20 protein-coding genes are annotated in these 20,186 nt (G+C 68.9%); 18 read left to right on the forward strand and 2 right to left on the reverse strand.

What is annotated here, in order from left to right; all coding sequences use genetic code 11:
- Position 1: 1 nt before the first annotated feature.
- The 14 genes from ACGF0J_RS12580 to ACGF0J_RS12645 all read left to right on the forward strand — a co-directional run bounded on the left by ACGF0J_RS12580 (position 2) and on the right by ACGF0J_RS12645 (position 15,829).
- The gene (locus tag ACGF0J_RS12580; protein WP_393144925.1) at positions 2–550 is read left to right on the forward strand and encodes a NuoB/complex I 20 kDa subunit family protein; all 549 of its coding nucleotides are present in this window, start codon (positions 2–4) and stop codon (positions 548–550) included.
- Complete coding sequence (locus ACGF0J_RS12585; protein ID WP_393144927.1) at positions 547–1,227, forward strand: NADH-quinone oxidoreductase subunit C; 681 nt, start codon at positions 547–549, stop codon at positions 1,225–1,227. The genes ACGF0J_RS12580 and ACGF0J_RS12585 overlap by 4 nt, the downstream gene beginning before the upstream one ends.
- On the forward strand, positions 1,224–2,549 hold the full coding sequence (locus tag ACGF0J_RS12590) for an NADH-quinone oxidoreductase subunit D (protein WP_393144929.1): 1,326 nt from the start codon (positions 1,224–1,226) through the stop codon (positions 2,547–2,549). The genes ACGF0J_RS12585 and ACGF0J_RS12590 overlap by 4 nt, the downstream gene beginning before the upstream one ends.
- Positions 2,546–3,202, forward strand: coding sequence for an NADH-quinone oxidoreductase subunit NuoE (gene nuoE, locus ACGF0J_RS12595; RefSeq protein ID WP_393144931.1), 657 nt, complete (start codon positions 2,546–2,548; stop codon positions 3,200–3,202). The genes ACGF0J_RS12590 and nuoE overlap by 4 nt, the downstream gene beginning before the upstream one ends.
- Positions 3,199–4,488 (forward strand): NADH-quinone oxidoreductase subunit NuoF, encoded by a 1,290-nt coding sequence (gene nuoF, locus ACGF0J_RS12600; RefSeq protein WP_393144933.1) that lies wholly within the window; start codon positions 3,199–3,201, stop codon positions 4,486–4,488. The genes nuoE and nuoF overlap by 4 nt, the downstream gene beginning before the upstream one ends.
- Positions 4,485–6,872 (forward strand): NADH-quinone oxidoreductase subunit G, encoded by a 2,388-nt coding sequence (locus ACGF0J_RS12605; protein WP_393144935.1) that lies wholly within the window; start codon positions 4,485–4,487, stop codon positions 6,870–6,872. The genes nuoF and ACGF0J_RS12605 overlap by 4 nt, the downstream gene beginning before the upstream one ends.
- Positions 6,869–8,218 carry an NADH-quinone oxidoreductase subunit NuoH gene (nuoH, locus tag ACGF0J_RS12610; RefSeq protein ID WP_393144937.1) on the forward strand — a complete coding sequence of 450 codons (1,350 nt, stop codon included), beginning with the start codon at positions 6,869–6,871 and terminating at the stop codon, positions 8,216–8,218. Before ACGF0J_RS12605 ends, nuoH begins: the two co-directional genes overlap by 4 nt.
- The gene (gene nuoI / locus ACGF0J_RS12615) at positions 8,205–8,720 is read left to right on the forward strand and encodes an NADH-quinone oxidoreductase subunit NuoI (RefSeq protein WP_101786346.1); all 516 of its coding nucleotides are present in this window, start codon (positions 8,205–8,207) and stop codon (positions 8,718–8,720) included. Before nuoH ends, nuoI begins: the two co-directional genes overlap by 14 nt.
- Positions 8,713–9,471 (forward strand): NADH-quinone oxidoreductase subunit J, encoded by a 759-nt coding sequence (locus tag ACGF0J_RS12620; RefSeq protein ID WP_393144939.1) that lies wholly within the window; start codon positions 8,713–8,715, stop codon positions 9,469–9,471. The genes nuoI and ACGF0J_RS12620 overlap by 8 nt, the downstream gene beginning before the upstream one ends.
- The gene (nuoK, locus tag ACGF0J_RS12625; protein ID WP_185084414.1) at positions 9,468–9,764 is read left to right on the forward strand and encodes an NADH-quinone oxidoreductase subunit NuoK; all 297 of its coding nucleotides are present in this window, start codon (positions 9,468–9,470) and stop codon (positions 9,762–9,764) included. Before ACGF0J_RS12620 ends, nuoK begins: the two co-directional genes overlap by 4 nt.
- Before the next feature lie 73 nt (positions 9,765–9,837).
- Entirely contained in the window at positions 9,838–11,682 is a 1,845-nt protein-coding gene (gene nuoL / locus ACGF0J_RS12630; RefSeq protein ID WP_393144987.1) for an NADH-quinone oxidoreductase subunit L, read from the forward strand.
- Positions 11,682–13,247: an NADH-quinone oxidoreductase subunit M gene (locus ACGF0J_RS12635; RefSeq protein WP_393144941.1), complete on the forward strand. Its 1,566-nt coding sequence runs from the start codon at positions 11,682–11,684 to the stop codon at positions 13,245–13,247. The genes nuoL and ACGF0J_RS12635 overlap by 1 nt, the downstream gene beginning before the upstream one ends.
- On the forward strand, positions 13,244–14,830 hold the full coding sequence (gene nuoN / locus ACGF0J_RS12640; RefSeq protein ID WP_393144943.1) for an NADH-quinone oxidoreductase subunit NuoN: 1,587 nt from the start codon (positions 13,244–13,246) through the stop codon (positions 14,828–14,830). Before ACGF0J_RS12635 ends, nuoN begins: the two co-directional genes overlap by 4 nt.
- A 9-nt stretch (positions 14,831–14,839) precedes the next feature.
- Positions 14,840–15,829 carry a polyprenyl synthetase family protein gene (locus ACGF0J_RS12645; protein WP_393144945.1) on the forward strand — a complete coding sequence of 330 codons (990 nt, stop codon included), beginning with the start codon at positions 14,840–14,842 and terminating at the stop codon, positions 15,827–15,829.
- Here the strand turns inward: ACGF0J_RS12645 and rarD are convergent.
- Positions 15,805–16,743: an EamA family transporter RarD gene (gene rarD / locus ACGF0J_RS12650; RefSeq protein ID WP_393144947.1), complete on the reverse strand. Its 939-nt coding sequence runs from the start codon at positions 16,741–16,743 to the stop codon at positions 15,805–15,807. The two genes, ACGF0J_RS12645 and rarD, sit on opposite strands and share 25 nt — an antisense overlap.
- Positions 16,744–16,863: 120 nt before the next feature.
- On the opposite strand from rarD, the gene msrA reads away from it, so the two are divergent.
- From msrA to ACGF0J_RS12665, 3 genes are read left to right on the forward strand one after another with little or no spacing between them, the layout of a single operon-like run.
- The gene (gene msrA / locus ACGF0J_RS12655) at positions 16,864–17,535 is read left to right on the forward strand and encodes a peptide-methionine (S)-S-oxide reductase MsrA (RefSeq protein ID WP_393144949.1); all 672 of its coding nucleotides are present in this window, start codon (positions 16,864–16,866) and stop codon (positions 17,533–17,535) included.
- 57 nt (positions 17,536–17,592) lie between these two features.
- Positions 17,593–17,901 (forward strand): hypothetical protein, encoded by a 309-nt coding sequence (locus ACGF0J_RS12660; protein ID WP_393144951.1) that lies wholly within the window; start codon positions 17,593–17,595, stop codon positions 17,899–17,901.
- A 3-nt stretch (positions 17,902–17,904) separates the two neighbouring features.
- Entirely contained in the window at positions 17,905–18,423 is a 519-nt protein-coding gene (locus tag ACGF0J_RS12665) for a type II toxin-antitoxin system RelE/ParE family toxin (RefSeq protein ID WP_393144953.1), read from the forward strand.
- 270 nt (positions 18,424–18,693) lie between these two features.
- Here the strand turns inward: ACGF0J_RS12665 and ACGF0J_RS12670 are convergent, their stop codons facing one another.
- Positions 18,694–19,593, reverse strand: a complete 900-nt coding sequence (locus tag ACGF0J_RS12670; RefSeq protein ID WP_393144955.1) for a CDP-alcohol phosphatidyltransferase family protein — start codon at positions 19,591–19,593, stop codon at positions 18,694–18,696.
- Between the two features lie 81 nt (positions 19,594–19,674).
- Between ACGF0J_RS12670 and ACGF0J_RS12675 the strand changes: the two genes are divergently transcribed.
- A complete protein-coding gene (locus ACGF0J_RS12675) occupies positions 19,675–19,833 on the forward strand; it encodes a hypothetical protein (protein ID WP_393144957.1) in 159 nt (52 codons plus the stop codon).
- Positions 19,834–20,186: the final 353 nt, after the last annotated feature.

The following is a 20,186-nucleotide window of genomic DNA, read 5'->3' on the forward strand; positions in this document are numbered from 1 at the left end:
AATGGGACTTGAAGAGAAACTCCCCAGCGGCTTCATCCTCAGCACGGTCGAGCAGGCCGCCGGATGGGCCCGCAAGAACTCCGTGTGGCCCGCCACGTTCGGGCTCGCCTGTTGCGCCATCGAGCTGATGGCCACCGGTGGCCCCCACTACGACCTGGCGCGCTTCGGCATGGAGCGCGCTTCGGCGTCTCCCCGGCAGGCCGACCTGATGATCGTCGCCGGCCGCGTGTCGCAGAAGATGGCGCCCGTGCTGCGGCAGATCTACGACCAGATGGCCGAGCCCAAGTGGGTCATCGCGATGGGCGTGTGCGCCTCCAGCGGCGGCATGTTCAACAACTACGCCATCGTGCAGGGCGTCGACCACATCGTGCCCGTCGACATCTACCTGCCCGGCTGCCCGCCCCGGCCGGAGATGCTCATCGACGCGATCGTCAAGCTGCACGACAAGATCCAGAACATGAAGTTCGGCGCGCACCGGGCCGAGCAGATCGAAGAGCTCGAACGCCAGAAGCTGCGCGCCCTGCCGCTGATCCAGGGGGCTGACAAGTGACCTCCCCAGACAACCTTCCCGAGACGCCAGGGGTTCCCGAGGTCCCGGAGTCGCCGGTCGCCCGGCGCGGGATGTTCGGGGCCGCCGACTCCGGTGACACCTCCGGCTACGGCGGTCTCGTCGTCCGGCGGGCGCCGCAGCTCTCCACGCCCCGCCCGTACGGGAGCTACTTCGACGAGGTCGTCGACAGCCTCGGCCTCGACGACGCCGTCGAGCGCGTCGTCGTGGACCGCGGCGAGCTGACCCTGCACGTCAAGCGCGAGCGCCTCCTCGAGGTGTGCGGCAAGCTGCGCGACGACCCGGCCCTGCGCTTCGAGCTGTCGCTCGGCGTGTCCGGCGTCCACTACCCGCACCTGGTGGGCGAGGAGCTGCACGCCGTCTACCACCTGTGCTCCATCACCCACAACCGGCGCGTCCGGCTGGAGGTGAGCTGCCCCGACGGTGACCCGCACATCCCCTCGACCGTCGGCCTCTACCCGGGCAACGACTGGCACGAGCGCGAGACGTACGACTTCTTCGGCATCGTCTTCGACGGCCACCCCGCGCTGACCCGGATCATGATGCCCGACGACTGGGACGGTCACCCCCAGCGCAAGGACTACCCGCTGGGCGGCATCCCCGTCGAGTACCGCGGCGCCACCATCCCGTCGCCCGACCACAGGAGGTCCTACCAGTGACCACCGGCTACGACGAGGCCACCGAGGGCAAGGTCTACTCGGTCACCGGCGCCGACTGGGACGAGGTCGTCGCCGGCGTGCGCGACTCCGAGGAGGAGCGCCTGGTCGTCAACATGGGCCCGCAGCACCCGTCCACCCACGGCGTGCTCCGGCTCGTGCTGACCCTCGACGGTGAGACGGTCACCGAGGCGCGCGGCGTCATCGGCTACCTGCACACCGGCATCGAGAAGAACATGGAATACCGGACGTGGACGCAGGGCACCACGTTCGTCACCCGGATGGACTACCTCTCGCCGATCTTCAACGAGACGGCCTACTGCCTGGGCGTCGAAAGGCTGCTCGGCATCGAGGACCAGATCCCCGACCGGGCCCAGGCCATCCGCGTGATGATGATGGAGCTCAACCGGATCTCCTCGCACCTGGTCGCGATGGGCACGTTCGGCATGGAGCTGGGCGCCACCACGCCGTTCCTGTTCGGCTACCGCGACCGCGAGCTGATCATGGACCTGTTCGAGTACATCACCGGTCTGCGGATGAACCACGCCTACGTGCGGCCGGGCGGCGTGAGCGTCGACCTGCCCGCCGGCGCGGTGGACAAGGTCGGCGAGTTCCTCAAGGTGATGCCCAAGCGGATCAAGGACATCCGCAAGCTCCTCGACGAGAACCCCGTCTACCTGCGCCGCACCCAGGACGTGGCCTACCTCGACCTGACCGGCTGCATGGCGCTGGGCATCACCGGCCCGATCCTGCGCGCCGCCGGGCTGCCGTGGGACCTGCGCAAGTCGCAGCCCTACTGCGGCTACGAGACCTACGAGTTCGACGTGCCGACCGAGCGCAGCTGCGACGTGTTCGGCCGCTACCTCGTGCGGATGGCGGAGATGGAGGAGTCCCTCAAGATCGTCGAGCAGGCCCTGGACCGCATCGCCGGCCCGCTCAAGGGCGACCCGGTGATGATCGAGGACAAGAAGATCGGCTGGCCCGCGCAGCTCGCGCTCGGCCCCGACGGCTTCGGCAACTCCCCCGACCACATCGCGCACATCATGGGCAGCTCCATGGAGGCCCTCATCCACCACTTCAAGCTGGTGACCGAGGGCTTCCGGGTGCCGGCCGGGCAGGCGTACGCCAGCATCGAGTCGCCCAAGGGCGAGCTCGGCGCGCACGTGGTCAGCGACGGCGGCACCCGCCCCTACCGCGTCCACTTCCGCGAGCCGTCCTTCTGCAACCTGCAGGGCTTCCCCGCCATGGCGGAGGGCGGCCAGGTCGCCGACGTGATCGCCGCGGTGGCATCTATCGACCCCGTCATGGGAGGTGTGGACCGGTGAGCTACGCACCGGAGGTCCGCGAGCGTCTCGAAAGAGACGCCAAGGAGATCATCGGCCGCTACCCGAAGACGCGGTCGGCCCTGCTGCCGCTGCTCCACCTCGTGCAGTCGGAGGACGGCTACGTCTCCGACGACGGCCACGAGTTCTGCGCGGAGCTGCTCGGCCTCAGCAAGGCCGAGGTCGTCGGCGTCTCGACCTTCTACACCATGTACAAGCGCAGGCCCGCCGGCGAGTATCACGTCGGCGTGTGCATCAACGCGCTGTGCGCGGTCATGGGCGGCGACGAGATCTGGGAGGAGCTGTCGGAGCACGTCGGCGTCGGTCACGAGCAGGCGACGTCCGACGGCAAGGTCTCGCTGGAGCGCCTGGAGTGCAACGCGGCCTGCGACTTCGCCCCCGTCATGATGGTCAACTGGGAGTTCTTCGACAACCAGACGCCCGAGTCGGCCAAGCAGCTCGTCGACGACCTGCGTGACGGCAAGGACGTGCGGCCGACCCGCGGTCCCAAGAAGCTGTGCACCTTCAAGGAGGCCTCGCGCGTGCTCGCGGGCCTGCCCGACGACCTGGCGGGCGAGGGCCCGTCGGCCGCCGGCCCCTCGCTGGAGGGCCTCAAGGTCGCCAAGGCCAACGGATGGAAGGCCCCCGAGGCATGACGACGACTCTGACTCCGGTCCTGACCGCCAACTGGGACCGGCCCGACTCCTTCACCCTCGACGGCTACGGCCCGTACGACGCCGCCAAGAAGGCGCTCGGCATGGACCCCGACGCCGTCATCCAGGCCGTGAAGGACTCGGGCCTGCGCGGCCGCGGCGGCGCCGGCTTCCCGACCGGCATGAAGTGGGGCTTCATCCCGCAGGGCGACGGCAAGCCGCACTACCTCGTCGTCAACGCCGACGAGTCGGAGCCGGGCACCTGCAAGGACATCCCGCTGATGATGGCCAACCCGCACTCGCTCATCGAGGGCGTCATCATCACCTCCTACGCCATCCGCGCCAACCACGCCTTCATCTACGTGCGCGGCGAGGTGCTGCACGTCATCCGCCGGCTGCACGCGGCCGTGCGCGAGGCGTACGCCAAGGGCTACCTCGGCACCGACGTCTTCGGCTCCGGCTACGACCTGGAACTCGTCGTGCACAGCGGGGCCGGCGCCTACATCTGCGGCGAGGAGACGGCGCTGCTCGACTCGCTGGAGGGCCACAGAGGTCAACCGCGTCTCAAGCCTCCGTTCCCGGCCGTGGCGGGCCTGTACGCCTCGCCCACTGTGGTGAACAACGTGGAGTCCGTGGCCAGTGTTCCCTCGATCATCGCCAACGGGGCCGACTGGTTCGCCGGGATGGGCACCGAGAAGTCGAAGGGCTTCGGCATCTTCTCGCTGAGCGGCCACGTCACCCGGCCCGGCCAGTACGAGGCGCCGCTCGGCATCACCCTGCGCGAGCTCCTCGACATGGCGGGCGGCATCCGCGCCGGGCACCGGATCAAGTTCTGGACCCCGGGTGGCTCCTCCACGCCGATCTTCACCGACGAGCACCTGGACGTGCCGCTCGACTTCGAGGCGGTCGGCGCCAAGGGCTCCATGCTCGGCACCCGCGCCCTGCAGATCTTCGACGAGACCACCTGCGTGGTCCGCACCGTGCTGCGCTGGACCGAGTTCTACGCCCACGAGTCGTGCGGCAAGTGCACCCCGTGCCGCGAGGGCACCTACTGGCTCAAGCAGGTGCTCAAGCGGCTGGAGAAGGGCCAGGGCACCGAGGAGGACCTGGCGACCATCACCGACATCGCCGACAACATCCTGGGCCGCTCCTTCTGCGCCCTCGGCGACGGCGCGACCAGCCCGATCCACTCCTCGGTGAAGTACTTCCGCGACGAGTACCTCAAGCACTTCGAGATCGGCGGCTGTCCGTTCGACGCGAAGAAGTCCACTCTCTGGGGTGACCAGTGACAACGACCGCTGTAGAGACGACCCTGGTGACCTGCACGATCGACGGGTTCCAGGTCAGCGTCCCCAAGGGCACCCTGATCATCAGGGCGGCAGAGCTGCTGGGCATCCAGATCCCGCGCTTCTGCGACCACCCGCTGCTCGACCCGGCGGCCAACTGCCGCCAGTGCCTCGTCGACATCCCCGACGCGGGCAACGGCCGCGGCTTCCCCAAGCCGCAGCCGTCCTGCGCCATCGAGGTCGCCGAGGGCATGGTCGTGCAGACCCAGCTCACCTCCCCGGTCGCCGAGAAGGCGCAGCGCGCGGCGATGGAGTTCCTGCTCCTCAACCACCCGCTCGACTGCCCCGTCTGCGACAAGGGCGGCGAGTGCCCGCTGCAGAACCAGGCCATGAGCAACGGCCAGGGCGAGTCGCGCTTCCAGGAGCAGAAGCGGACCTTCCCCAAGCCGCTGCCGCTGTCCACGCAGGTGCTGCTCGACCGGGAGCGCTGCGTGCAGTGCGCCCGCTGCATCCGCTTCTCCGACCAGATCGCCGGCGACCCGTTCATCGAGTTCTTCGAGCGCGGCGCCAAGGAGCAGGTGGGCGTCGCCGACGGCGAGCCGTTCCAGTCCTACTTCTCCGGCAACACCGTGCAGATCTGCCCGGTCGGCGCGCTGACCGGCGCCGCCTACCGGTTCCGGGCGCGGCCGTTCGACCTGGTGTCCACGCCGAGCGCGTGCGAGCACTGCGCGTCGGGCTGCGCGATGCGCACCGACCACCGGCGCGGCCGGGTCACCCGCCGCCTGGCCGGCGACGACCCGCAGGTCAACGAGGAGTGGAACTGCGACAAGGGCCGCTGGGCGTTCACCTACGCCACGCAGCCCGACCGCCTGCAGCAGCCGCTCGTCCGCAACGAGGAGGGCGTGCTCGTCCCGGCCTCCTGGCCGGAGGCGCTCAGCGTAGCCGCCCAGGGCCTCGCCGCCGCCCGCGGCAAGGCCGGCGTGCTGGTCGGCGGCCGGGTGACGGTCGAGGAGGCGTACGGCTACGCCAAGTTCGCCCGCGTCGCGCTCGGCGTCAACGACGTCGACTTCCGCGCTCGCCCGCACTCCGCCGAGGAGGCGCAGTTCCTCGCGCACGCGGTGGCCGGCAAGGGCATCGAGATCTCCTACGCCGACCTGGAGAGCGCGCCCGCGGTGCTGCTCGTCGGGCTCGAGCCGGAGGAGGAGTCGCCGATCGTCTTCCTGCGCCTGCGCAAGGCGTGGAAGAAGCACGGCCTGAAGATCAGCGCCATCGCGCCGTTCGCCTCCCCGAGCCTGGCCAGGATGGGCGCCACGCTCATCCGCACCGCGCCCGGCGGCGAGGCCGACGCGATCGGCGACCTGGTCGGCTCCCTCGCCGAGGGCACGGTCGTGCTCGCCGGCGAGCGGCTGGCCACCGTCCCCGGCGCCCTGTCGGCCCTGGTGCGGCTCAGCGCCGCCTCCGGCGCCCGGCTGGCCTGGATCCCGCGGCGGGCCGGCGAGCGCGGCGCCCTGGAGGCCGGCGCGCTGCCCAACCTGCTGCCGATCGGCCGGCCGGTCGCCGACGAGAGCGCCCGCGCCGAGGTGGCCAGGGCGTGGAACGTGGCCTCGCTGCCCGCCACGCCGGGCCGCGACACGGCCGGCATCCTGGCCGCGGCCACCGCGGGGGAGATCGACGCGCTGGTCGTGGCCGGCGTCGACCCCTACGACCTGGCCGACCCGGCCGCCGCCCTCGCGGCGCTGGAGAACACCCCGTTCATCGTCAGCCTGGAGATCCGCGCCAGCGCCGTCACCGACCGCGCCGACGTGGTCCTGCCGGTCGCGGCCGTGCAGGAGAAGGGCGGCACGTTCGTCAACTGGGAGGGCCGCGGCCGCTCGTTCGAGGCGCCGCTGAAGAAGCCCGGCCTGCAGAGCGAGCTGGCCGTCCTCGGCAACCTGGCCGACCGGATGGACGTCCACCTGGGCCTGCCTGACGCCAAGGCCGCCCGCCGCGAGCTGAGCGCCATCGGCGCCTGGCGCGGCAGCCGGGTGGCCGCTCCCAACGCCGCCACCCGGCCGGAGCCCGCCGCCGCGGCGGGCCAGGCGCTGCTCGCCACCTGGCACCAGCTCCTCGACGACGGCCGGCTGCAGGACGGCGAGCCCTACCTGGCGGGCACCGCCCGCCCCGCCGAGGCCCTGCTCTCGCCGGACACGGCCGCGGAGATCGGCGTCGCCGACGGCGACAAGCTCGTCATCGGCGGCCCCGGGCCCAACCCGGTCACGCTGCCGGTCCGGGTCGCGGACCTGCCCGACAGGGTGGTCTGGGTCCCGGCGAACTCCGGCGGCTGCTCGGTCACCCGTGACCTGAGCGTGGTGGCCGGCGACATCGTCACCATCGGGAGCGCCTCATGACCCACGTTCTCGCGGCCGATCCGACCCTCGCCGACTTCGGCAAGGACCCGCTCTGGATCACCATCATCAAGGCCGTGATGCTCTTCGCCTTCCTGATGCTGGGCATCCTGTTCGGCGTCTGGTACGAGCGCAAGCTGATCTCGCGGATGCAGAACCGCTTCGGCCCCAACCGGGCCGGCAAGTTCGGCCTCCTGCAGTCGGTGGCCGACGGCATCAAGATGGGACTGAAGGAGGACATCTTCCCGCGGACCGTGGACAAGGTGCTCTACCTGCTGGCCCCGGTCATCATGGTCATCCCGGCCTTCCTGGCCTTCTCGATCGTGCCGTTCGGGCCGATGGTCAACCTGTTCGGCGTGCAGACGCCGCTGCAGCTCGTCGACCTGCCGGTGGCGGTGCTGTTCATGCTGGCCATGGGCGCCATCTCGGTCTACGGGGTGGTGCTCGCCGGATGGTCGTCGCGCTCGCCGTACGCGCTGCTGGGCGGGCTGCGGTCGGCGGCCCAGGTGGTCTCCTACGAGATCGCGATGGGTCTGTCGTTCGTGGGCGTGTTCCTCTTCGCCGGGACGCTGTCCACGTCGGAGATCGTCAAGGCGCAGGCCGGCGGCGGCGAGTTCTTCGGCATCTCGATGCCGTCGTGGTTCGCCATCCTGCTGCTGCCGTCGTTCCTCATCTACGTGGTCTGCATGTTCGGCGAGGCGGCCCGCATCCCGTTCGACCTGCCGGAGGGCGAGGGCGAGCTGGTCGGCGGCTTCCAGACCGAATACTCCTCGTCGCTGAAGTTCGCCCTGATCATGATGGGCGAGTACCTGCACACCTTCACCGCCTCCGGCATCGCCGTGACGCTGTTCCTCGGCGGCTGGCGGGCCCCCTGGCCGATCTCCCTCTGGGACGGCGCCAACCAGGGCTGGTGGCCGGTGCTGTGGTTCTTCATCAAGTTCGCGCTGACCTTCAGCTTCATCATCTGGGTGCGGGCCTCGCTGCCGCGCGTCCGCTACGACCAGCTCATGTCACTCGGCTGGAAGGTCCTCATCCCGCTCAACCTGGCGTGGATCATGCTGGTCGCCTCCGTCCGGGCCGTCATGTACGTCCGCGACGGCACGTTCACCGACGCCAGCCTGGTGCCGGTCCTGGTGCTCGCGGCGATCGTGGTCATCGGCTCGCTGGCCATCTGGGCCCGGTTCGACACGGTCAACCAGCGCCGCAAGGAGGCCAGGAAGGCCCAGGTCGAGGCCGAGTTCGAGGAGCTGTCCAACGAGCCGGCGGCAGGTGGCTTCCCGGTGCCGCCGCTCGATCTGCCGCACTACCACGGGGTGCAGCACAAGGAGATTCCCAGTGGGACTAACTGATTGGCTGAACCCCGTCAAGGGCTTCGGGGTCACCTTCCACACGATGTTCAAGAAGCCCGTCACGACCAACTACCCGGAGGTCAAGCGCCCCACGGCGCCGCGCTTCCACGGTCGCCACCAGCTCAACCGGTGGCCCGACGGGCTGGAGAAGTGCGTCGGCTGCGAGCTGTGCGCCTGGGCGTGTCCCGCCGACGCGATCTACGTGGAGGGCGCGGACAACACCGAGGAGGAGCGCTTCTCGCCGGGTGAGCGTTACGGGCGCACCTACCAGATCAACTATCTGCGGTGCATCCTGTGCGGGCTGTGCATCGAGGCCTGTCCCACGCGGGCGCTCACCATGACCAACGAGTACGAGCTGGCCGACGGTGACCGCGAGGCGCTCATCTACACCAAGGAGATGCTCCTCGCGCCGCTGACGCAGGGCATGGAGCAGCCTCCGCACCCGATGCGCCTCGGCGACACCGAAGAGGACTACTACCGGCTGGGACGGACCAATGGGTGAGACCATCACGTTCTGGGTGCTCGCCGTGGTGTCCGTCGGCGCGGCGCTCGGCATGGTCTTCAACCGGAAGGCCGTCTACTCCGCGCTGATGCTCGGCTCCGTGATGCTCTGCCTGGCCGTCCTGTACGCCGTGCAGGACGCGCCGTTCCTGGCCGCGGTGCAGATCATCGTCTACACCGGCGCGGTCATGATGCTCTTCCTGTTCACGCTCATGCTGGTCGGCGTCGACTCGTCCGACTCGCTGGTGGAGACGCTGAAGGGCCAGCGCTTCTGGGCCGCGATCGCCGGCACCGGCTTCGCCGTCCTCATCGTGCTGGCCATCGGCAACGCGGTGTTCACCGGGCCGACCGGGCTGGCCATGGCGACGGCGCAGGGCGGCAACGTCCGCTCGGTGGCGCTGCTGCTGTTCACCAAGTACGTGTTCGCGTTCGAGGTCACCTCGGCGCTGCTGATCACGGCGGCGCTCGCCGCGATGGTGCTGGCGCACCGCGAGCGGCTCACCGAGAAGGCCACGCAGAAGGACCTGTCCCGGGCCCGTTTCCGCGGCGACCGGCCGTCCCCGCTGCCCGGCCCCGGCACGTACGCCCGCAACAACGCCATCGACATGCCGGCGCTGCTGCCCGACGGCTCCGTCGCGGAGGACTCGGTCAACCGCTACATCGCGCGCTACGACGTGGAGCACGACCACCTCCCCGAGGACCCCAAGCTGGCCGAGGCGATCCAGCACAAGGCCGAGGAGGAGTCCAAGTGACCACGCACTACCTGGTCCTGTCGGGCCTGCTGTTCGCGATCGGCGCCCTCGGGGTGCTGATCCGGCGCAACGCGATCGTGGTGTTCATGTGCGTCGAGCTCATGCTCAACGCCTGCAACCTCGCGTTCGTCACCTTCGCCCGGCAGCACGGCAACCTCGAAGGCCAGATCATCGCGTTCTTCGTGATGGTGGTGGCAGCGGCCGAGGTCGTGGTCGGCCTGGCCATCATCGTGACGATCTTCCGAACCCGCAGGTCCGCGTCGGTCGACGACGCCAACCTGCTGAAGTACTAAGAGGTGACTGGTGGAATCTCCTGTTGAGATCGTCCAGCACACCGCCGGCGGAGTGATCGGCGTCTCGTGGCTCATGATCGCGTTCCCGTTGCTGGGGGCGGCGATCCTGCTGATCCTCGGGCGGGTCACCAACCGGTGGGGACACCTGCTGGGCGTGGCCATGTCCCTCGCCTCGTTCGTCGTGGCGGTGCTGGCTTTCGTCGAGCTGATCGGCCTGCCTGACGGGCAGCGCCGCCAGGCCGTGCACCTGTGGGAGTTCATCCCCGGCATGGTCGACATGGGGCTGCTGATCGACCCGCTGTCGATCTGCTTCGCGCTGCTGATCACCGGTGTCGGGTCGCTGATCCACATCTACTCGATCGGCTACATGGCGCACGACTCCGACCGGCGCCGCTTCTTCGCCTACCTCAACCTGTTCGTCGCCGCGATGCTCCTGCTGGTGCTGGCCGACAACTACGTCGGGCTGTTCATCGGCTGGGAGGGCGTCGGCCTGGCCTCCTACCTGCTCATCGGGTTCTGGCAGTTCAAGCCGTCGGCAGCGGTCGCCGCGAAGAAGGCGTTCGTCGTCAACCGCGTCGGCGACTTCGGGCTGCTGGTCGGCATGTTCATCATCTGGACGTCGTTCGGCACGTTCGCCTTCGCCGACCTCGGCGCCCAGGTGGGCACCGCCTCCCAGGGCACCGTCACCGCGATCGGCCTGCTGCTCCTCCTCGGCGCGTGCGGCAAGTCGGCCCAGCTTCCGCTGCAGTCCTGGCTGCTCGACGCGATGGAGGGCCCGACCCCGGTCTCGGCCCTCATCCACGCCGCGACCATGGTCACCGCCGGCGTCTACCTGGTGGTCCGCTCCGGCGCGTTCTTCTTCGAGCCGGGCTCGCCGCAGGCGCTGGCCGTCGCGATCGTCGGCGCGGCCACGCTGCTCGCCGGTGCGATCATCGGTTGCGCGAAGGACGACATCAAGAAGGGCCTGGCCGGCTCGACGATGTCGCAGATCGGCTACATGATGCTCGGCGCGGGCCTCGGTCCGGCCGGCTACGCCTTCGCGATCGGCCACCTGATCACGCACGGCTTCTTCAAGGCCGACATGTTCCTCGGCGCCGGCTCGGTCATGCACGGCATGAACGACGAGGTGGACATGCGCAAGTACGGCGGCCTGCGCAAGTACATGCCGCTGACCTTCGCCACGTTCATGGTCGGCTACCTGGCGATCATCGGTTTCCCGCTGCTGTCCGGCTACTTCACCAAGGACGGCATCATCGAGACCGCGGTCCACGAGCAGCCCGTGCTGGGCTGGCTGGCCGTGCTGGGCGCGGGCATCACCGGCTTCTACATGTCGCGGATGGTCTTCATGACCTTCTTCGGCGAGAAGCGGTGGGCCGAGGACGCGCACCCGCACGAGTCGCCGAAGGTCATGACGATCCCGCTGATCGTGCTGTCGATCGGCTCGGTCTTCCTGGGTGGCTACCTGGTGCTCAGCAACCGGCTGATGGACTTCCTCAGCCCGGCGGTGGGAGCACCCGCGGTGAAGCCGGGCTTCAACCCGTTCACGACCCCGGGTCTCGCCACGCTGGCGCTGGTCGCGGTCGGCGCGGGGTTCGCCTGGATGCGGTACGGCAAGGCCACGGTGCCCGTCGTCGCGCCGCGCGGCTCGTTCCTCACCACGTTCGCCCGGCGTGACCTATACGGCGACGCGCTCAACGAGTCGCTGTTCATGCGCCCCGGCCAGTGGCTGACCCGCATCGCGGTGTTCTTCGACAACCGCGGCATCGACGGGGTGGTCAACGGCCTGGCCGCGGGCATCGGCGGGACCTCCGGCCGCCTGCGGCGGATCCAGACGGGCTTCGCCAGAACGTACGCGCTGTCCATCCTGATCGGTGCCGCCCTGCTGACCGGCGCCCTGCTCCTCGTTGGGAACATCTGATGTCGTCACTCTGGCTCCCAATACTCATGGCGGTGCCCGTGCTGGGCGCCATCGTGGTGGCGCTGCTGCCCAAGGGCAGTGACAAGCCGGCCAAGCAGCTCACGCTGGCGGTCTCGCTGGTGGTGCTGGCGCTGACGCTGGTCATGGCGTTCCAGTTCCCGTCGGCGAGCGGCGAGCGGTTCAAGTTCGAGGCGGTCTACGACTGGATCCCCAGCTTCGGGGTGCACTTCGGGGTCGGAGTCGACGGCATCGCGCTGGTGCTCATCGCCCTGTCGGCGGTGCTCGTGCCGATCGTGGTGCTGGCGTCCTGGCACGACGCCGACGGCGTCCGCACCGCCGACGGCACGCTCATCACGCCGAAGCGGTCGGTCAAGACGTACTTCTCGCTGCTGCTCGTCCTGGAAGCGATGATGATCGGCGTCTTCGCGGCGACCGACATCTTCCTGTTCTACGTCTTCTTCGAAGCCATGCTGATCCCGATGTACTTCATGATCGGGTCGTACGGCGGCGCCCAGCGGTCCTACGCGGCCGTCAAGTTCCTGCTGTACTCCCTGTTCGGCGGCCTGCTCATGCTGGTCGCGGTCATCGGGCTTTACGTGGTCGCGGGCAAGGGCACGTTCATGTTCCCCGAGCTCGTCGGGGTCATCCAGGACCCGGGCACGCAGAAGTGGCTGTTCGCCGGCTTCTTCATCGCGTTCGCCATCAAGGCGCCGCTGTGGCCGGTGCACACCTGGCTGCCCGACGCGGCGGCGCAGGCCCCGGCCGGCGCCGCGGTGCTGCTCGTGGGCGTGCTCGACAAGGTGGGCACGTTCGGGATGCTGCGCTTCTGCCTGGAGCTGTTCCCGGAGGCCGCCAAGGCGTTCACGATGCCGATCGTGGTGCTCGCGGTCATCAGCATCATCTACGGCGCGATCGTGGCCATCGGCCAGACCGACATGAAGCGCCTGATCGCCTACACGTCGATCTCGCACTTCGGCTTCATCGTGATGGGCGTGTTCGCCATGTCGCAGGTCTCCCAGGCCGGCGCGACGCTGTACATGGTCAACCACGGCTTCGCCACCGGGGCGCTGTTCCTGGCCGCGGGGTTCCTCATCGCCCGGCGCGGCTCGCCGCACATCGCCGACTACGGCGGCGTGCAGAAGGTCGCCCCGCTGCTCGCCGGCTACTTCCTGATCGCCGGTCTCGCCGGGCTGTCGCTGCCGGGGCTGTCGTCGTTCGTCAGCGAGTTCATGGTCATGGTCGGCACGTACTCCAGCCCGGCCTTCGGCTCGGGCGCGCTGACCGTCGCAGCGATCGTGTCCGCGGTGGCGGTGATCCTGGCCGCCGTCTACATCCTGTGGATGGTGCAGCGGGCGCTGAACGGCCCGACTGCGGAGCCGGTCAAGGCCTTCAAGGACCTGAACGTGCGCGAGGTGGCCGTGCTCGCGCCGCTGGTCGCTCTGATCATCGGCTTCGGGTTCTTCCCCAAGCCGCTGCTCGACGTGATCAATCCCGCGGTGACCCAGACGCTGGTCAACGTGAAAGTGGACAACCCGGCTATCGCTGAGAAGGGGGCCGGCCAGTGAACGGTGTCATAGAGGCGCCGACCATCGAGTACGGAGCGCTGGCGCCGCTGTTGCTGGTGTTCGGCGCGGCCGTCCTCGGCGTGCTGGTGGAGGCGTTCGCGCCGCGCTACCTGCGCCGGGCCATCCACATGCCGCTCACGCTGCTGTCGCTGCTGGGCGCGTTCGCGCTGGTCATCGTCACGGTGGTCAGGGGCGACGTGACCGGGGTCGCCGCGGCCATGGGCGCGGTCGCGATCGACGGGCCCAGCCTGTTCATCTGGGGCGTCGTGCTCATCCTGTCGGCCGTGTGCGTGCTGATGATCAATGACGAGGGGCACTTCGTCGCCTCGGCCGCGGCCGTTCCCGGCAGCGCCGAGGAGGAGGAGGCCGAGGCGGCCGGCAGCGAGCACACCGAGGTCTACCCGCTGGTCCTGTTCGCGGTGGCCGGCATGATGCTGTTTCCCGCCGCCAACGACCTGCTGACGATGTTCGTCGCCCTTGAGGTCATGTCGCTGCCGCTCTACCTGCTGTGCGGCCTGGCCCGGCGCCGTCGCCTGCTGTCGCAGGAGGCGTCGATGAAGTACTTCCTGCTCGGCGCGTTCTCCTCGGCGTTCTTCCTGTACGGCGCGGCGATGGTCTACGGCTTCGCCGGCACCGTGTCCCTGACGGGCATCAGCAAGGCCCTGGGCACCAGCGGTCTGCTGGACCCGCTGCTGATGATCGGCCTGGCGCTGCTCGGCGTCGGCCTGCTGTTCAAGATCGGTGCGGCGCCGTTCCAGGCGTGGAAGCCGGACGTCTACCAGGGCGCTCCGACGCCCGTCACCGCTCTGATGGCCTCCGGCACGCTGGTCGCGGCCGTGGGCGCCGTGCTGCGGGTGTTCTGGGTGGGTCTGGGCAACCTCGACTGGAACTGGCGTCCGGTCATGTGGGCCGTCGCGGCCCTCACCATGATCATCGGTTCGGTGCTGGCCATCACGCAGACCGACATCAAGCGGATGCTCGCCTACTCGTCGATCGCGCACGCGGGCTTCCTGCTCATCGGCGTCATGGCCACCTACGACAAGCCCGAGCAGAACGCCGGCTCGCTGTCGGCCATCCTGTTCTACCTGCTGGTCTACAGCCTGACGACCGTGGGCGCGTTCGCGGTGGTGACGATGGTGCGTGACCCCGGAGGCGAGGCCTGGCACCTGTCCCGCTGGGCCGGGCTGGGCAAGCGGTCGCCGATCCTGGCCGGTGTCTTCGCGTTCTTCCTGCTCGCCTTCGCCGGCATCCCGCTGACGAGCGGCTTCTTCGGCAAGTACGCCGTCTTCACGGCGGCGCTGGGCAGCGGCATGGAGGCCGGCGACTCGCTGGGCGGCTGGATGACCGGGCTGGTCGTGCTGGGCGTCGTCGCCTCGGCCGTCGCCGCGTTCTTCTACGTCCGCGTCATCGTGCTGATGTTCTTCAGCGAGCCCGCGGCCGACGGGCCGACGATCGCCGTGCCCAGTATGGGCACCGTGGCCGTCATCACCGTCGCCCTGCTGGTTACGGTAGGGGTGGGGCTGTTCCCGCAGCCCGCGCTCGACCTGGCCAACCAGGCCGCCTCCGGCCTGTTCATCCGATAGGGGACCTGAATGTCTGCGCCTCCCGTTGTTGACCTTCCGATCGAGGACGAGCGGTTGGCGCAGGACGTGTCCTCCGGGCTGGCCGCGGTCGAGAAGCTGCTGCGCTCGTCGGTGGAGAGTGAGGACGCCTTCGTCACGGAGGCGTCCAAGCACCTCATCGAGGCGGGCGGCAAGCGGTTCCGCACGCTGATGGTGCTGCTGGCCGCCCAGTTCGGCGACCCGTCGGCGCCCGGGGTCGTGCCCGGCGCGGTGGTCATCGAGCTGACCCACCTGGGGTCGCTCTACCACGACGACGTCATGGACGAGGCCCGCGTACGCCGCGGGTCGCCGTCCGCCAACGCCCGGTGGGACAACACCGTGGCCATCCTCACCGGCGACTACCTGTTCGCCCAGGCTTCCGACATCCTGGCCGACCTCGGCCCGGAGTTGATCCGCATCCAGGCCCAGACGTTCTCCCGGCTGGTGCAGGGGCAGATCCGCGAGACGGTCGGGCCGAAGGGCGACGACGACCCGGTCACCCACTACATCAGCGTGCTGGCCGACAAGACGGGCTCCCTGATCGCCGCCTCCGGGCGGTTCGGCGCGCTGCTGTCGGGCGCCCCGGCGGACGTCGAGGAGCGGCTCAGCAGGGCGTGCGAGGCCATCGGCGTGGCCTGGCAGCTCGGCGACGACCTGCTCGACGTGGCGTCCGACTCGACGGAGTCGGGCAAGACGCCCGGCACCGACCTGCGCGAGGGCATCCGCACGCTGCCCGTGCTGTACGCGTTGGCCTCAGACGGCTCCTCCCGGCTCGTGGAGCTGCTGTCCGGCCCGGTGGCCGACGAGGACGTCGCGGAGGCGCTGCGGCTGCTCCGGGCGCACCCGGCGATGGAGCAGGCGCGTGCCGAGCTCACGGCCTGGGTGGACCGGGCCCGGGCCGACCTGGCCGGCCTACCCGACATCCCGGCCAAGGACGCCTTCCTGGCGCTGTGCGACTACGTGGTCGAGCGTTCCGGCTGACCCTGGACCGCCGTCATGGCCTGCCTGCGGCCCCTGGCGGTCGCCCGAGCCGCGCGGATGCTGTCGTAGGTGAAGATCGCCAGGGCCAGCCAGACGATCGAGAAGCCGATCCAGCGGCTGGTCGGCATGGTCTCCTTGGCGACGAGCACCCCGCACATGAACTGCAGCACCGGCGCGATGTACTGCAGCAGCCCGATCGTGCTGAGCGGCACCCTGATGGCGGCCGCGGTGAAGCACAGCAGCGGCACCGCGGTGATCACTCCAGCGCCGACCAGGAGCAGCGCGTGCCCCGTCGTCAGGTGGCCGAACGTCGCCTCGCCCGCCGCCTGCAGGTACACGAGGTAGGCGGCGGCCGGGGCCATCAGCACCAGCGTCTCCACGGTCAGGCTCTCGGCCGCGCCGACGTTCGCCTGCTTCTTCACCAGGCCGTACACGCCGAACGAGACCGCGAGCGTCAGCGCGATCCACGGCAGCCGGCCGTAGTCGAGGGTGAGCACCAGAACCGCCAGCGTGCCGAATCCGACCGCCGTCCACTGCAGCGGCCGCAGCCGCTCGCGCAGCAGCACCACCCCGAACAGCACGCTCACCAGGGGGTTGATGAAGTATCCGAGGGCGCTCTCCACGACGTGGTTGGTGTTGACGGCGTAGATGTAGACGCCCCAGTTGACCGTGATGATCGCCGCGGCCAGCGCCAGAAGCGCCAGCTTCCGCGGCTGGCGGAGCAGCCCCGTGATCCACGACCAGTGCCTGCGCACGGCGAGCACGACGACGACGGCCAGGAGCGACCACACGATCCGGTGGGCCAGGATCTCGACGGCTCCGGACGGTTTGAGCAGCGGCCAGTAGAGGGGGAACAGCCCCCACATGGTGTAGGCGGCCACGCCGAACAGCACACCACGGCGAAGGTCAGGCATACCCCCATCTAAGGCGATCCACTCCTTTAAACACAAACGCGGATCACTATGTGGAAATATGTAGGACTTCTAAACGGTTGAGCGTTCTGTACAGTGGACGGAGACTGCGGAGGTAGCACCATGGGCTGGCTGTTCGGCAGCGGTTTCGGCGACAAGGCGACGATGGTCCGGCCGGAGGAGGCTCTCCCCGGACGCGACGAGTCCATGCCGGTGCCCGCCCGGCACGCCGTCCTCGACGCCCCCCTCGCCCCGCCGTACCCCGCCGGCACCGAGATCGCCGACTTCGGCCTGGGCTGTTTCTGGGGCGCCGAGCGCATCTTCTGGCAGACCCCCGGCGTCGTCAGCACCGCCGTCGGCTACCAGGGCGGCTACACGCCCAACCCCACCTACGAAGAGGTCTGCAGCGGCCGCACCGGCCACACCGAGGCCGTCAGGGTCGTCTACGACCCGGCCAGGATCTCCTACGCGGACCTGCTGAAGGTCTTCTGGGAGGCCCACGACCCCACCCAGGGCATGCGCCAGGGCAACGACACCGGCACCCAGTACCGCTCGGCCCTCTACTACCACTCCCCGGAGCAGCGGCAGGCGGCGGAGGCGTCCCGCGACGCCTACCAGCAGGTCCTCAAGGCGGCCGGCTACGGCGACATCACCACAGAACTCGCCCCCGCAGGCCCGTTCTACCACGCCGAGGAGTACCACCAGCAGTACCTGTTCAAGAACCCGAACGGCTACTGCGGCATCGGCGGCACCGGCGTCTCCTGCCCGGTGGGGCTGACGTCCGGCGACGCGTGAGCCGATGCTCGTGCCGGGGCGCGAGCGGTTCTATATAGGAAAATGTACACTCGATGCATGACTGTTCTGCACGACGCTACCGAGCTGAGCGTTACAGAGGCGGCCCGGCGAGGCGTTGCGCGCCTGGTGGCTGATGCGGAGCAGGGGGCCGATCTTGTGGTTACCCGTCGGCATCAGCCAGTGGCGGCCGTGGTGAGCATTCGCCGGCTCAATGAGTTGGAGGACGCGGCGGCCGATCTGCGTGATCTGGCGCTTGTGCTCGCCCGGTCGGTCACGGACACGGGGGAGCGGGTTTCGCTCAACGAGGTGCTTGCCGCTTTCGGGCATACCCGCGAGTCGTTGTCCGCCGTCCCGGACGATGAGTGAATCGTGTCCGACGTCGTCTTCACGGCGCCGGCGGTCGACGACCTCCGGCGCATCGGCCCAGACGCGGTGTCCAAGGTACTCAAGAAGATCCTTCCTCTGCTGGACAACCCTGAGGCGGGTTACCCGCTAGGCGGGGAACTGACCGGTTTCCGGAAGCTGGTGGTCGGTCGCAATACCTGGCGGGTCGTCTACCGCATCACCGAGGACAAGTCGGTGGAGATCTGCGAGGTGTGTGCTGTCGGTGAGCGGGCCGACGCGGAAGTATACGCGGAGGCGACGGCGAGGGTTCGCGAGGTGGGTGCTGGCCGTCCCGAGATCGTCCGGCTCGGCCAGGTGATCGAACGCCTTGGCACGCTGGCCGATCACATCCGAGTGGAGAAGGCTCCTCCTAGGGAACCGGTCCCAGATTGGCTCGCGGACCGGTTGATCTACACGGTCGGGATGGCGCGCGAGGACGTTGCCGCTCTTGATCTTCAAGAGGCGGTCGACGTGTGGGCCGAGTACCGGTCCAAGCCTCATTAGGTTGTGTATCTCTTGCCTCCCTCATCCGCCACATCCTCCACGACCAGCGGCGATAACCCAGAAAACACCGTGCCCACAAGATCGTCGATATGCATGACTCAGCGTGACGCTACCCGTATCGTCACCACCGAATCTGCGACAGAGTCGAAAACCGTACAGTCCCGCTGATGCCGCGTATCTCAGAAGCGCCTGGCCGAAGCGCATGGCCAGGGGTGAGGGCCCGGGCGGTAGCGCGGGCGTGTCGGCCTTGTTCGAGAGAAGGGCGGGCGCCTACCCGAGTGCGGAGCGCGTGTGCGGCGGGGGGATGCTCGCCAGCGTGCGGGTGAAGTCGCGGGAGGACAGCCAGAGCTTGTACATGATCGCGGCCTCGAAGACGAGCAGGAGGATCGCCGCGCCGATGGTGACCGCGACGATCTGGCCCAGCAGCGGGCCGACGATGAACACGGCCATCTGGAACTCGATGCCGCTGACCAGGTGCGTGCGGACACGGTGGACGCGCAACCACTCGCGCACCCGGAGATACCAGGCGAAACGCGTGCGAAACTCCCGCTGAAGGTCAACAGCCCCGGCTGGGCGGATCGTGACCTCATCGGCGTCGAAGTCGCCGTCTTCGAGCAGCAGGTCTGCAGAGACGGCCGGCAGGCCCGCCGCGGCCGAGTCCTGCGTCGCTTTCTTCAGCGTGCGGCGCATCTGGCGGCGGACCTTCGCGATCTGAAGGGCGTCGACATAGCGGAGCATGTCGAGGAAAACGATCACCACGCCGAGAACCAGGTAGATCTCCTGTCCGCTCGCCGCGTATTGCCCCCAGGTCAGGGCGAGCGTGCAGGTGAGCACCCGGATCCGGTCGAAGACGTAGTCGAGCCAGCCACCCAGGACGGTTCCGCTGCCCTTCAAACGCGCGACCTTGCCGTCCACGCAGTCCAGCACGAAGCTCAGATGATAGAGAACGGCCCCCGCGACCAGCCATGACCAGTCGGCCATCACAAAGCAGCCTGCCGAGCCGAGCCCGAGAACGAAGGCGCCCCAGGTGATCTGATTCGGGGTGATCGAGGTCCGATTCGCGATCCCCACCACCAGCGGGCCCGCCAAAGGGTCCACCAGGAACACCGTCCACCAGGCGTCCCTCGCCTTATAGGTGCGCGAGCGAACCTCCGCCAGCGTGAACGTCATGAGTAAAACCCCCTCGGCCCGCTGTCCGGCCCGCACCCTTCCCAACCCCGGCCCCGGTCTTTGCCGGCACGGACTCGCCCGATGAACCCGCCCCTGTCCCGGGAAATCAGGACGGGTCTTTCAGAAATCATCGTCCGTGTATTCCGCATCGTCTATTTCCTCGTCGTCGTCGAGCGCATGCGTGTCATCTCCGAGATGCAGTGCGTCGTCGGCCCCGAAAAACCTTGCCATCCGCTCTAAGAATGTCTTCAATACTCGACTCTCGTCTCCGAGCGTTTATTCACTGATATTCGCTCGCTTCTCAAGGGATTTCCGTGCCGCACAGCGTCCGCGTACCCTGCTTTCGCCGCCTGGCCAGACGCGATGCGGCTGACTCTGAGATCGACCGCATCACGCCAGTTCTCGCCAAAGCACGTCGCCGGTGGCGCGGTGGCGCATCGGCCCGGTCCGCGACGAAGTCCGCGAAGCGGGCATCATCCTCCAACGTCCAACTCCCTTAGACGTCGTCTCATTTGGCGAGTCGGCGGTAGCAAATGAGCGCTGCGGCGATGGCGACGAAGGACGCGAAGTGGTCGGCGCGGCGCTCGTAGCGT

Origin of the sequence: Nonomuraea sp. NPDC047897 (assembly GCF_043204415.1) — a bacterium.
Taxonomy (GTDB): Bacteria; Actinomycetota; Actinomycetes; order Streptosporangiales; family Streptosporangiaceae; genus Nonomuraea.

Coding starts and splice junctions, on each gene's coding strand:
- ACGF0J_RS12580 (WP_393144925.1), top strand. CDS start 2: ATGGGACTTGAAGAGAAACTCCCCAGCGGCTTCATCCTCAGCACGGTC.
- nuoF (WP_393144933.1), top strand. CDS start 3,199: ATGACGACGACTCTGACTCCGGTCCTGACCGCCAACTGGGACCGGCCC.
- nuoH (WP_393144937.1), top strand. CDS start 6,869: ATGACCCACGTTCTCGCGGCCGATCCGACCCTCGCCGACTTCGGCAAG.
- ACGF0J_RS12620 (WP_393144939.1), top strand. CDS start 8,713: ATGGGTGAGACCATCACGTTCTGGGTGCTCGCCGTGGTGTCCGTCGGC.
- nuoL (WP_393144987.1), top strand. CDS start 9,838: ATGATCGCGTTCCCGTTGCTGGGGGCGGCGATCCTGCTGATCCTCGGG.
- ACGF0J_RS12635 (WP_393144941.1), top strand. CDS start 11,682: ATGTCGTCACTCTGGCTCCCAATACTCATGGCGGTGCCCGTGCTGGGC.
- ACGF0J_RS12645 (WP_393144945.1), top strand. CDS start 14,840: ATGTCTGCGCCTCCCGTTGTTGACCTTCCGATCGAGGACGAGCGGTTG.
- rarD (WP_393144947.1), bottom strand. CDS start 16,743: ATGCCTGACCTTCGCCGTGGTGTGCTGTTCGGCGTGGCCGCCTACACC.
- msrA (WP_393144949.1), top strand. CDS start 16,864: ATGGGCTGGCTGTTCGGCAGCGGTTTCGGCGACAAGGCGACGATGGTC.
- ACGF0J_RS12660 (WP_393144951.1), top strand. CDS start 17,593: ATGACTGTTCTGCACGACGCTACCGAGCTGAGCGTTACAGAGGCGGCC.
- ACGF0J_RS12670 (WP_393144955.1), bottom strand. CDS start 19,593: ATGACGTTCACGCTGGCGGAGGTTCGCTCGCGCACCTATAAGGCGAGG.
- ACGF0J_RS12675 (WP_393144957.1), top strand. CDS start 19,675: ATGAACCCGCCCCTGTCCCGGGAAATCAGGACGGGTCTTTCAGAAATC.